The organism is Bacillus sp. DX3.1 (genome assembly GCF_030292155.1).
Taxonomy (GTDB): domain Bacteria; phylum Bacillota; class Bacilli; order Bacillales; family Bacillaceae_G; genus Bacillus_A.
Genome location: NZ_CP128153.1, coordinates 787,253 through 800,031 on the forward strand (window position 1 = coordinate 787,253; position 12,779 = coordinate 800,031).

The following is a 12,779-nucleotide window of genomic DNA, read 5'->3' on the forward strand; positions in this document are numbered from 1 at the left end:
GTATCGAATAAGGGGGATTGGAGAAATGAAAAAAGCATTGTTATGCAGTGGTATGATCGCAAGTGTAATCTGGACAGGTAATACTGTAAGTGCGGAAATGATAGAAAAGGACCCGCAGCAGTTCGTGAATAAAATGGAGGTTTTGCCAAAGGGCAGCCTTTCTAATCCAGCGTATCGTGAGAAAGTGGAACAGATGGTGACGAGCTTTATTAGTAAAAAACATAAGGATACCAAAATTGATCGAGTTGCTTCATTTCAAATGCCAAGCGGGAAGGCCGAAATTACAGCGTCTACACCTGACGGTAATACATTAGTTGTTACGGAGGCGGACTTAGGACAAATTCGTATCCTATCGATTGCAGATTTAGAGAATATAAAAGTGCTAGGGGCCGTGAGTTTTAAAGAAATTCATTCAGAAGCAGAAGTAACGAGTGTAACTGTTACACCAGATGGCAAATATGCATTGGCTGCTTTTCGGAATGAGGATAATTTATATCATGCAAATAAAGGACAAGTTGCGGTGATAGATTTAGTAGCGCAACAAGTTGTGAAAACATATGAAGTAGGCGTAGGACCGGATTCGGTGGCGTTATCAGCAGATGGGAGAACGCTTATTATTTGTAATGAAGATGAGGAAAATGATCCAAATGACGATAATGAAGTAAATATGAAAAAAACAAAGCGTCCAGGAAGTATTTCAATGATTACATTCCCTAATGGCGATGTATTACACGGGGAGCATGTAGAACTTTCACTTGATATGAGTCACGTCGGTAACGGAGCAATCTATAAGCATGACCCGCAACCAGAGTATGTAGCAATTAGTCCAAAAGGAGACAAGGCAGCTATTACCTTACAAGAAAATAATGCAGTGGCAATTGTAAATATTGCAGAAAAACGGATTGAGAATATATTTGGTCTTGGGACGACAACACATAAAGCTGATGTGAAAAAGGATGGTGTTGTATCGTTTCAAGATGATATGACAGCACGCTTAGAGCCAGATGGTGTAACGTGGGATCCATCTGGCCGATTTTTAATTACCGCTAATGAAGGGGACCTTGGTAAAAATGAATTCAAAGATGATGTGAAATCAGGTGGAAGAAATATTTCTGTGTGGAGTCCAGCTGGATCTCTTGTGTACGATAGTATGAATCTCATTGATGAAAAAGTAGCAGCAGTTGGTTTATATCCTGATGCCCGAAGTGGAAATCGTGGAAGTGAAGTAGAAAATGTAGCTACTGGTATAATAAAAGGAAACCCAATTTTAGCAGTGGCTGCTGAAAGAGCAAATGCGGTATTGTTTTTCGATATGACTATCCCAATGTTCCCTGTTTATATCGGACTTGGACCATCGGCTGGAGCAGCACCAGAAGGGATTCATAAAATAAATAATCGGAATCTATTTGTGAGTGCAGATGAAGTAGAGGGTGTTTTGAGTTTTTATCATATAAATCAATAAGTTTCATTTCCTTTCGGTATTATACTTGTACATATGGTGATCTTATTTTATCATTTTATATAGAAGCAAGATACTGTAGGGGAAAGGATTTGGAGAATGAATAAGCGAAGAGTGTATAGTGTACTAGCAATCCTCCTATTTGTTATAGGTGGCGTGCTAATTGGTAAGCCATTTTATGACGGATATAAGGCGGAGAAGAAGCAAACAGCTAATGTGCAGACGGTTCAGAAGATGGAATATCAACAACAAGAAACGAAGTTTGTGGATGCTTCTCAAATTGAACAACCAGATTTAGAGGAAGTAGCGAATGCATCATTAGATCAGAAACAAGTAATTGGGCGCATATCTATTCCAAGTATTTCATTAGAAATGCCAATTTTAAATGCTTCAACTGAGAAGAACTTATTATCAGGAGCAGCAACTGTAAAAGATAAGCAAGAAATGGGAAAAGGAAATTATGCGTTAGCAGGGCATAATATGTCAAAAAAAGGTGTCTTATTTAGCGACTTATCGGCATTAAAAAAGGACGATAAAATTTATTTGTATGATAATGAGAATAAATATGAGTATACCGTTAAAAGTGTATCAGAAGTAACACCTGATAAGTGGGAAGTTGTTGAAGATCACGGGAAAGATGAAGTAACGCTTGTTACATGTGTGTCTGTGTTAGATAATTCAAAACGCTATGTTGTCGCTGGAGATTTTGTGCAGGCGAAGAAAATAAACGGTTAATAAAAAAGATGAGGGAATTCTCCCTCATCTTTTTAGTCCATCCATTTTACTAATTTTTTTGAAAGTGATAATAAGACACAGCCTAAGAAAATGGCTACAGCTCCAATGACAGCAAATACTTCTGAATATCCAAGTGAAGTTGTAAAGCTAGCTAGTTGACCACCTAAAATGTTAGCCACACCGGTACTTGCTAACCAAACGCCCATTAGTAAAGAGGCAAGTTTGACTGGTGCAAGGGAACTAACCATTGATAATCCGACAGGGGATAAGAACAATTCACCTAACGTGTGAAATAAGTACGTAAAGACAATAAAGAGTAAGTTTGCTTGTTCTGTAATATTGTGTTCGTTACTACCTGTTTTTAATGTGGCAATGACAAGAATCATATAACCGATCCCGAGTAGAATCATACCGAGTCCCATTTTGGTTGGGATTTTTAAATCACCACGTTTTGTTGTAGCAAGTTTTGCCCATAGTACTGAAATAACAGGTGCAAGTAAAATAATAAACAATGGATTGACTGATTGGAACCAAGATGTTGGAACTTCCCATCCGAATACAGAACGATCGACAAATTTGTTTGTATATAATGTTAATGAGCTACCAGCCTGTTCAAAGCCAGCCCAGAAGAAGACAACGAAGCAAGTTAAGATAACAATAACTGCTGTATGCTGTTTTTCTTTTTTTGTTAAGGGTGTATTGCCAGCTGTTTGGTTGCCTGATGTTGTTTGTAAATCTCTTGTCGGTTTTTTACCGATATCGCCAAGGAATCGATTAGATAGTGTTGTGAATAAAATTTGTCCAATAATCATACCGATTGAAGCAGCTAAGAAGCCGTAGCGGAACCCGTAATGAACAACACCGTCTACTGTTGTTTTGAATAAATTTTCTGATAAAAACCCACAAACGAGTGGAGCTAGAAATGAACCAACGTTAATACCCATATAGAAAATCGTAAATGCACTATCACGCTTCGGATCATGTTCCTCATATAGATCTCCAACAAGCGTAGAAATATTTGGTTTGAAGAAACCGTTACCGATAATAATAAGCGCTAATCCGAGGTATAGTCCGACTTGGTTTTGCAAGGAAAATAGTGTAAGGTTCCCGATTGCCATTGCAATACCACCTATAGTAATGGCTAAGCGTCTACCAAGAAAACGGTCTGTTAAGAATCCACCGATTAATGGTGTGAAATAACAAGCTCCTGTATAAAATCCGTAGATAGAAAGTGCCCAGCCTGTACTAAACCCAAGACCACCGCTTACTAAAGCAGTTGTTAAATATAGTGTTAATAATCCTCGTAATCCATAGTAACTAAATCTTTCCCACATTTCTGTAAAGAAGAGTAAGTATAGACCCGGAGGATGCTTCTTGTTTTTTTGTTGTTTTTTCTCAAGTTGTATCGATGATTCCATATTTGTTCCCTCCTGACAAAAACAAAAACAAAGTTAATAGTTTTATATGTTTAATAGTTTACTTTATTAACTATTGGAAGTCAATAAAGGTCGATTTTTCAGAAGAAATTGGAAACCATAAGTATATAAATACAAATTTAAAAACGGACATAAAACTCTTCTTTTTAGGTGGGAGAGAGAATCCGGCCATGTATAGAAGCGGTCAGATCCTTTTCCTGCCCAGACATAGTGAAAACAAAGAGAGAAAACGAGTGCAGGTCACCTTTTGTTATCTATAGCCGCGGCTATATGTCGAAGAATCAAAATGGATTTATATAGTGTTTTTAAGAACAAAAATACTGTTCATATCTCTTTAATTGTACAGAGTAAAAAGAGTTTTTTCATAGACGAGGGAAAATTCATACAGAATTTCCTTAAAGAATGAATAGATTAAGAGTATGATATAGATAATTGGTAATTTTACCAATTGGATGGATATCGATTTTTAAGCAGCATGATTAAAGGAGGGAGCGAATGAAACAGGACCTTAATAAAAAAATAGAAGCACTTGAAACAGCAATTGATACGATACAAGAGGCGCTTTATGAGTTAAAGGCACAGCAAAAGGCAATGGAAGAAGAACAGGTCCAGGTAATTGAACTGAACAAACAGGATCCTACTGAACAGAAACAAGAGGTTAATATTAAGGTGCCGACTGTGCAACAAGAAGAGAACATCGTTACGCAAGGAAGCAAAGAAGAATTAGAAGTGAAACAAGTAGATATATCTGCTTTTAAGCCCGAGCCGTTTGATATTATAAAATTTTGTCAAACATGGTTACCACGTATTTTCGTTGCCATTATGTTGCTGGGAGTCATCTGGTTATTTAAAGCAGGGGTAGATACAGGATTACTTACACCACCAATCCGCATCATATTTGGTATTTTGTTATCAGTTGGTTTGTTTTATATAGGTGATAAACAAATGAAACAGGAGCGCCAAGCACTCGGGTTAGTACTAGTTGGAGGGAGTATTACAGGTATTGTTTTAACGACATTTGCTGCACATTACCTATATAACTTCTTTCCTGCAAGTATCGCATTTGTATTGAATATTATTTGGATTGTAATGGGTATTTACTTTGCCAAAAGATATCAATCAGAATATCTTGCTATATTTGTAGCGGTGGGTGCCTTTTTCGTTCCGTTCTTATTAAATAGCACAACGCCGAACCCATTTATATTCTTTGGATATGAGACAGTATTAACAATTAGTTTATTGTGGCATGCGTATAAAAATCGGTATAAATATTTATACATGATCTCTTACGGTGTTTCTGTATTTGTAACGTTTATCTTTTTCGCTGTTATGTCAATAGGATTAGGACATTTGCAAGGGCAATTAACAATTGTTTATGGGCTTATTCATTTTATACTTTTCTGGCATATGTATATAGACCGACAGTTTATTTACCAGCAGAGAATTGCAATATTTAGTGCCAATGCTCTCTTTTTTATTATGGCGATTGCCAAAATTCCAGACTTTACAACATGGGGGTTATTTATTAGTGCAATTCTACATTTAGTTATGTTTGCAGCTGAATATATAAAAAATAAGAAGTCGCTATTTACAGATCTTTTATTCGGTCTTGCGATGGGATCGTTTAGTTTAGCAATTTTATATGAATGTAGTCTAGTAAATGCAGCAATTGTGTTAATGTTACAAGGGTTCCTTGGTGTTGCTACTTCTGTGAAATTGAAGCAAGAAATTAAGGTGTATATCAGTGCTGTCATTTATGCGATTGGTATGATTCAAACAATTGCAAGTCCATTTGATACATTTATGTCAGCAGCCTTTGTTGCACATCTTATATTAATTGGAACATTTTATTACGGAATGATTAAAGCGAAACAAATGTTGCAGCATTTCGGAAAACGGGTGTACTCTATTACGCTGTATGGTTTTATGGTACTTGTATTTATTACAATTACTAGAATAGGTGAGCTTCTTTCTACAAATGGCAGTATCATTAGTGTATCTGTATCACTTTTCTGGATGATATACGCATTAATTTTAGTTTGGTTTGGACGGAATAGAAGAATGAATGAAATATTATATGCGGGATTAGTCGTATTAGTAGTGACGGTTGGAAAGTTGTTTTTCCTAGATTTACCAGAAGTATCTATGCTGATTCGGGCAATATTATTCTTGCTTGTTGGTGGATTAGGAATTGTCATTTCTAGAATGTTTTTCTCAAAAGAAAAATAGTAGTGATAAAAAAAGCAATCCATTTGGGATTGCTTTTTTATTGTTTTTTCAGCGAAATCTTGGTTCTTTGTAAATTAAATAAGAAATTTGTTGAGAAATATTTGTGTAACAAATTAAAATCCCTTCCTTATTTCAAGGAAAGGATTTATGTTTATAAAAGTTTCATAGAGAGTATAAGTCATTCAACTTTTGAAGGGGATGCTGGTGTATCTATTTTATGAAATCCCTTCATGTAATATACAACCACTAATGCAACTAACCAAATCGGCCCAACAATTAAAGCGATACGTGTATCGGTGGAATAGGCCATAATTCCTAACACTAGAGCAAGAAAGCCTAGTGAAAGATAAGAACTTAATGGATACAACGGCATTTTATATGTTAATTTTTGTACCGATTGCGCTGATAATCCACTGCGGAAGCGTATTTGTGTTACTAAAATAATGCCCCATGTCCAAATTGCTCCGAATGTTGAAATACTTGTGAGCCACGTAAATACTTTTGCTGGAACGAGATAGTTTAAAATAACACCAACGAGTAGGACAAAAGCAGTTGCTAAAATTCCCTTGCTTGGAATACCATTTTTATTTAAACGACCGAACTTTTCAGGTGCCTTTTTCTGCTGTGCCAATGTGAATAACATACGACCTGTACTAAATAGACCGCCGTTACAAGAAGAAAGCGCTGCTGTTAAGACAACGAAGTTAATGATTCCAGCTGCTTTTGCAATTCCAATTTGTTGGAAGGTTAATACAAATGGGCTTCCTTTTTCGCCGATCTCATTCCACGGATAAATCGCCATTATGACGAACAGTGCACCGACGTAGAAAAGTAAAATACGCCAAAATACGTTATCAATTGCTTTCGCTAGTGTCTTCTTTGGATTTTGTGCTTCTCCTGCTGTGACACCAATGAGTTCAACTCCTAAGTAAGCGAATAAAACCATTTGTAGAGATAGAAGTAGTCCAGAAACACCATTTGGGAACCATCCGTTATGTGACCAAAGGTTTGAAATTCCTGTTGCTACGCCACCGTTGCCGAAGCCAAATATAATAATTCCTGCACCAACCACAATCATACAGATAATTGTGACAATTTTAATTAAAGCAAACCAAAATTCAAGCTCACCGAATACTTTTACAGAAAGAAAATTAAATGCAGTCATTAATATGAGAGCCATCAATGCCCAAATCCAGCGTGGAATGTCTGGGAACCAAAACTCCATATAAATACCAGCGGCAGTAATTTCAGCCATGCAAGTAACAACCCATAAAAACCAATAGTTCCACCCAGTGATATAGCCTGCTAGTGGACTTAAATAATCATGTGCATATTTACTAAAGGAACCGGCAACTGGTTGTTCAATTGCCATCTCACCAAGGGCACGCATAATGAAAAAGATAGCAAGGCCAGCAATCATATAAGCTAGTAAAATAGAAGGTCCAGCTAGTTTAATAGTGGTAGCAGATCCTAAAAATAAACCAACTCCGATGGCAGACCCGAGTGACATCAATGTGATGTGTCGTTGTTTTAAACCGCGGTTTAAAGTTTCTGGTTTGTTTGTGTGCTTCATAAAAAGCCTCCTTGTAGAATGAAAAATATTTGAATACGTTTGCAAAATATGAAACTATTTTAAATTATAAAACATTTATCTCTGTTATGCTACAAAAAACAACAAAGTTTACTGTACTATATCTGAAAATGTCAGACCTAAACTTAAAATTCGAACTATTAATGAATATATTGACTGTTCTTTTTATTGATTGGTAAGATTAAGTATTACATTTTCTCGCATAATAATACGAAAAGAATGTGTGATAACAATTCATCGTGTAGGAAGGGTACCTAAGTATGTTCCAATTACAAAAGTATAATACCTCTGTGAAGCAAGAGCTTCTAGCTGGTATTACAACGTTTTTTACATTTGCGTATATTCTTGTCATCAATCCAAAAATATTGTCTGATGCAGGTGTACCATTTGATCAAGCATTTACGGCAACAATTATTGCAACAGTTGTCGGAACATTATGTATGGCATTTTTAGCGAATTATCCGATTGCCATTGCTCCTGCAATGGGAATGAATGCGTACTTTGCCTATTCGGTTGTGCAGCAAGCGGAAGGCATTACATATGTCATTGCATTTTCTGCAGTATTCGTAACAGGTATTATTTTTCTTTTACTATCGTTCACATCATTTCGTCAAAAGCTCATCGTGGCGATTCCGGATAGTTTAAAACATGCGATTGCAGGTGGAATTGGTTTATTTATTGCTTTTATTGGTCTTCGCTTATCTGGTATTATTGTTGATCATCCATCTAATTTAGTTACGATTGGAAATTTTCATTCACCAGCGGTTATATTAACGCTAATTGGTTTGGCATTGGCTGCAATATTGATGGCATTACGTGTGAGTGGCGCTCTATTTATTAGTATGGTTGTAACGGGCATCATTGCCTTTTTTTCAGGGCAACTTAAATTCGAAGATAAGCTTGTAGCACTTCCGCATTTACCAGAAGGACTCATTGTTTCAAATCCAATTACTGCAGTTTCTGATGTGATTGAATATGGACTATATGGTGTTGTATTCTCATTTTTACTCGTTCTTTTATTTGATACAACAGGAGCATTGCTCGGGCTTATTAAACAAGCGGGTTTAAATGCAGATAACGCCGAAAAACGTTTTGGTAAAGCGTTTATTGCCGATGCAATCGGTGGTACGACAGGAGCGGTGTTTGGGACAAGTCCGACAGCCGCAACAATTGAATCTTCCGCTGGGATTGCAGCGGGTGGTAAGACAGGATTAACAGGTATAGTGGTAATCTGTTTAACAATTGTGACCGCATTTTTTAGTCCTGTCATTTCTTCATTATCAAGTGTAGCGGCAATTACAGCCCCTTCATTAATTATTGTTGGTAGTCTAATGGCACAAAGTATTCGTGATATCAACTGGAATGAATTTGAAGATGCATTACCTGCATTCTTAATTTTTGTAGGAATCCCGTTAACATCCAGTATTGCAAATGGGATTGCACTTGGGTTTTTAATTTATCCAATCTTAAAGATCGTGAAAGGGAAAGGGAAGGAAGTTCATCCACTTCTTTATGTCTTTGCCATTTTGTTTGGGTGTCATTTATTTTTATAATGAAATAGAAAAAGGGTGCTTCTCATAGGAAGCGCCCTTTTTTATCATTATGTGATAAAAGGAATGAGATATGCAGAGGTATCGGATTTATCCCGCTATTCGCGGGCAGCAATACCCTGACCTCAAATTTCGGCAAAAAGCAAAGAAGTTAGGTGGGGGATGAAGAAAACCCCACTGATCAAAGTTTCACTTTATTGATGTTATTTATCGGTGTGATAATGGTGGTAAACCTTTTGAATTTAAAATAATCAGTGGAAGGTTTTTTGTTTTTAGGCTTATGCAGAGAATATCAAGAACCCACCGCAAATAATAAAGAGTACGAATCCTAGAATAAACGGTGTGCTAATAATTCCTAATACAATAAAAGGGTTCCCTCGGTATGCTTCATATCCTCCCCATGATAGTAAAGAAATTACTACAATAACAAATGCAATACCAATCCAACGAATAAGAAAGAAAAATAATAGAATGAGGGCTAGAAATGTAACAGCAAATCCAATCATCCACTGTTGAAAAGGACGAGTTTTTTTAGGGGAGTTTGCATCATTCATAAAATCCCTCCATAAAATTCAGAATTGTCTTGTAATGAATAATATTTTACAATATATGTATGGTTAAAGGAAGAGAATAGATGTAAGAAAGGTATAATTATATGGATTTTCCAGTTTATTTACATGTATTTGGAATGAAACTACATCCACATGCTATTTTCGAATCTCTGGGCATGTTTGTCGGGTTCCGCTTCTATTTAAAAAGTCGCCGAAAAGAGAAGATTCCAGAAGCGAAAGCGCTATTCATCTTTTTAGGTGCTATATTTGGTGCTTTTCTTGGTGCCATTCTTTTGGCGACGTTTGAGCATCTTCTTCAGGCGCAGAGAGTAATAACAGAGAATGGCTGGCAAGGCTTGATTCAGGGGAAAACCATTGTAGGCGGTTTACTTGGTGGGCTTATTGGTGTAGAAAGTGTGAAAAAAATGGTCGGTCATACAGAATCAACAGGAGATGATATGGTTATTCCACTCGTGCTAGGAATTGCAATTGGGAGAATTGGTTGTTTTTTAACTGGCATTGGAGATGAAACGGTAGGCATACAAACAACATGGCCAGTTGGAATTGATTTTGGCGATGGAATATTTCGGCATCCAACACAATTATATGAGATGGGCTTTTTATTTATCATTATGATTTGCTGCATTTGGCTAAGAAGATACAAACTATGGGAAGGCTTCATTTTTCAAATCTTTATGTTAGCATATTTAATTTTCCGTTTTTGGGTTGAATGGCTAAAGCCAACAGATAAGTTATATGTGCAGTTAAGTGCGATTCAATGGGCTTGTATTCTTGGCGTTTGTTATTACGTGGTGTTAGTCACAAAAAAGAGAAGAGGGGAAAGGCAACATGCCAAATAGAGACTATTTATATTATGACTTAACAAGTAGTGTATGTTCTAAATGCTTACGGAAAGTAGAAGCAAAAATCATTATACAAAATGAGAAAGTCTATCTGATAAAGCACTGTATGCTGCATGGTCGAGAAAAAGTGCTTATTTCAACAGACATTGCTTACTATAAACAATGTCGTGAGTTTATTAAGCCAAGTGAAATGCCGTATCGCTGGAATACGCCTATAAAATATGGTTGTCCTTACGACTGTGGGCTCTGTCCAGATCATGAACAGCATAGCTGTTTAAGTATTATTGAAATTACAGACGCATGCAATTTACAGTGCCCAATTTGCTATGCGGAATCATCACCCAAGCGGACAACATGGAGAACAGTTGAGCACGTAGAAATGATGTTAGATGCAGTTGTAAAAAATGAAAAAAATCCAGATGTTGTTCAAATTAGCGGCGGTGAGCCAACGCTTCACCCCCATTTCTTTGATATATTAACGATTGCAAAACAAAAACCGATTAAACATATTATGATTAATACGAACGGTTTACGAATTGCACAAGATATTACATTTGTTGAAAAACTAGCAAAATATACGCCTGGATTTGAAATATATTTACAATTTGATAGTTTTGAGAAAGAAGCGCTCCAAGAACTACGCGGGGCGGATTTACGAGAAATAAGAAGAAAAGCGATTGAAAAATTAAATGAATATAATATTTCTACAACTCTTGTCGTTACATTGAAAAAGGGAGTGAATGATAAAGAGATAGGAGAGATATTACAATACGCAGTACAACAAAGATGTGTACGAGGTGTTACATTTCAGCCAATTCAACAAGCAGGACGAACAGAAGATTATGATCCTGAAACGAATCGATTGACCTTAAGTGAAGTAAGACAAATGATTATTGAACAATCTTCTTTATTTACAGATGATGATATCATTCCGGTCCCTTGTCATCCAGATAGTTTGGCGATGGGATATGCATTAAAGTTAAATGGATCAATTTTCCCACTGACAAGTATAATTGACCGAAACATTTTATTAGAGGGGGACCGCAATACGATTGTTTTCGAAAATGATGATCAATTAAAAGGGCAAATTTTTAAGTTATTTAGTTTAAATCATTCACCACAAAGTGGCTATGATTCATTAAAAGAATTACTGTGCTGTTTACCGAAAGTGAGCTTTCCGACAGGTATTGGCTATGAAAATGTATTTCGTGTGTTAATTATGAAATTTATGGATAATTATGATCTAGATATACGTTCTGTTAAGAAATCATGTGTACATATTGTACATCCAGATGGAAGGATTATTCCATTTGATACGTATAATTTGTTTTATCGAGATGAAAAGGAAGAATATTTAAAAGAGCTACAAGACGAGAGAGTGATTATAAAGTAAAGCTTCCCTCAAGTAAGGCGATAAGTAAAATCCCACTTCTATAGGCATGAAGTGGGATTTCATTTATAACGATTTATACATTACTTTATGAGGTCCGATTGTTGGCAGATCAAATATTTCACCGTACCCTTGAAATCCTAGTCGCGAATAGTAATCTGTAACAGTAATTCTTGCATTACACCATAGGATCTGTGCTTGGCGTTTTTGTAGTATTTCTTCAGCACTATGAATTAATGAGCTGCCAGCGCGTTGTTTTTGAAAAGCTGGCACTGTCGCCATTCCTCTTAAACGATAATGATGGTCCCCCTGTAAGGAAGGGTGTGACTCATGAGAAAAGGAAGCGATGCTAATTAGTTCGTTGTGTAGAAAGGCACCGAGGTGAAACGAATTTTTTTCGTAATCAGACGGGTATTTACAGTCTTCTATACTTTGTTTTGGTCTTAAAATAGTTTTCCTCAGTTTATATGTTTGAGAGGCATCAATCAGCTGGATCTCGATCATATAAATACTCCTTTCTTATACTGCTTTATCGATAAGTTGTATAAAGAAATAGGCTGGTGCAACACAAAGGCCTAATATACTACATGTACCAATAAGGAGAGAAAGAAAGATACAAAAGTATTTCGTACCATTTGGTTTCTTCCAGCCGTAACTGAAAATTTCAATGCTTATACCAATAAGAATAATAGCAACAAGTACTTCTGCTAATAAAAAAAGAGCTAAAGTTGAAATGGACATATCGTGATTCATCCCCGTATTACATGATAGTAATATTTTACCATGATAAAATAAGAATCTTAAGAATTTTTTTTGAAGGTATTAAGATTTATATAAATACAAATTAAAAACCGACATAAACCCTTGTTTTTAGGTGGGAGAGAGCATCCGTTCATGCATAAAAGCGGTCAGTTCCTTTTCCTACCCAGACACAGTGAAAACAAAGAGAGAAAACGAGTGCAGGTCACCTTTTGT

The 12,779-nt window shown here is 36.2% G+C and carries 11 protein-coding genes; 6 read left to right on the forward strand and 5 right to left on the reverse strand.

Translation table 11 applies throughout. The features are described 5' to 3' along the window. The first annotated feature begins 25 nt into the window (after positions 1–25). Together QRE67_RS03760 and QRE67_RS03765 are read left to right on the forward strand one after the other, a co-directional pair. Positions 26–1,462: a choice-of-anchor I domain-containing protein gene (locus QRE67_RS03760; protein ID WP_286123612.1), complete on the forward strand. Its 1,437-nt coding sequence runs from the start codon at positions 26–28 to the stop codon at positions 1,460–1,462. A gap of 96 nt (positions 1,463–1,558) precedes the next feature. Then, positions 1,559–2,194: a class A sortase gene (locus QRE67_RS03765; protein WP_286123613.1), complete on the forward strand. Its 636-nt coding sequence runs from the start codon at positions 1,559–1,561 to the stop codon at positions 2,192–2,194. Between the two features lie 32 nt (positions 2,195–2,226). Here QRE67_RS03765 and QRE67_RS03770 read toward each other — a convergent pair whose 3' ends face one another. Next, positions 2,227–3,612, reverse strand: coding sequence for a peptide MFS transporter (locus QRE67_RS03770; RefSeq protein WP_286123614.1), 1,386 nt, complete (start codon positions 3,610–3,612; stop codon positions 2,227–2,229). Between the two features lie 513 nt (positions 3,613–4,125). Here QRE67_RS03770 and QRE67_RS03775 point away from each other — a divergent pair. Further along, the gene (locus QRE67_RS03775) at positions 4,126–5,859 is read left to right on the forward strand and encodes a DUF2339 domain-containing protein (RefSeq protein WP_286123615.1); all 1,734 of its coding nucleotides are present in this window, start codon (positions 4,126–4,128) and stop codon (positions 5,857–5,859) included. A gap of 178 nt (positions 5,860–6,037) precedes the next feature. On the opposite strand, the gene QRE67_RS03780 is transcribed toward QRE67_RS03775, so the two are convergent. Beyond that, positions 6,038–7,432 (reverse strand): amino acid permease, encoded by a 1,395-nt coding sequence (locus QRE67_RS03780; protein ID WP_286123616.1) that lies wholly within the window; start codon positions 7,430–7,432, stop codon positions 6,038–6,040. A gap of 278 nt (positions 7,433–7,710) precedes the next feature. On the opposite strand from QRE67_RS03780, the gene QRE67_RS03785 reads away from it, so the two are divergent. Next, the gene (locus QRE67_RS03785; protein WP_286123617.1) at positions 7,711–9,003 is read left to right on the forward strand and encodes an NCS2 family permease; all 1,293 of its coding nucleotides are present in this window, start codon (positions 7,711–7,713) and stop codon (positions 9,001–9,003) included. Positions 9,004–9,278: 275 nt separating this feature from the next. On the opposite strand, the gene QRE67_RS03790 is transcribed toward QRE67_RS03785, so the two are convergent. Next, a complete protein-coding gene (locus QRE67_RS03790) occupies positions 9,279–9,554 on the reverse strand; it encodes a hypothetical protein (protein ID WP_286123618.1) in 276 nt (91 codons plus the stop codon). 101 nt (positions 9,555–9,655) lie between these two features. Between QRE67_RS03790 and QRE67_RS03795 the strand changes: the two genes are divergently transcribed. Both QRE67_RS03795 and QRE67_RS03800 read left to right on the forward strand, forming a co-directional pair. After that, positions 9,656–10,411: a prolipoprotein diacylglyceryl transferase gene (locus tag QRE67_RS03795; RefSeq protein ID WP_286123619.1), complete on the forward strand. Its 756-nt coding sequence runs from the start codon at positions 9,656–9,658 to the stop codon at positions 10,409–10,411. Beyond that, positions 10,401–11,807: a radical SAM protein gene (locus QRE67_RS03800; RefSeq protein ID WP_286123620.1), complete on the forward strand. Its 1,407-nt coding sequence runs from the start codon at positions 10,401–10,403 to the stop codon at positions 11,805–11,807. Before QRE67_RS03795 ends, QRE67_RS03800 begins: the two co-directional genes overlap by 11 nt. A 63-nt stretch (positions 11,808–11,870) precedes the next feature. Here the strand turns inward: QRE67_RS03800 and QRE67_RS03805 are convergent, their stop codons facing one another. Continuing rightward, the gene (locus QRE67_RS03805; protein WP_286123621.1) at positions 11,871–12,308 is read right to left on the reverse strand and encodes a GNAT family N-acetyltransferase; all 438 of its coding nucleotides are present in this window, start codon (positions 12,306–12,308) and stop codon (positions 11,871–11,873) included. Positions 12,309–12,323: 15 nt separating this feature from the next. Next, on the reverse strand, positions 12,324–12,557 hold the full coding sequence (locus QRE67_RS03810; protein ID WP_286123622.1) for a DUF4022 family protein: 234 nt from the start codon (positions 12,555–12,557) through the stop codon (positions 12,324–12,326). Positions 12,558–12,779 lie beyond the last annotated feature (222 nt).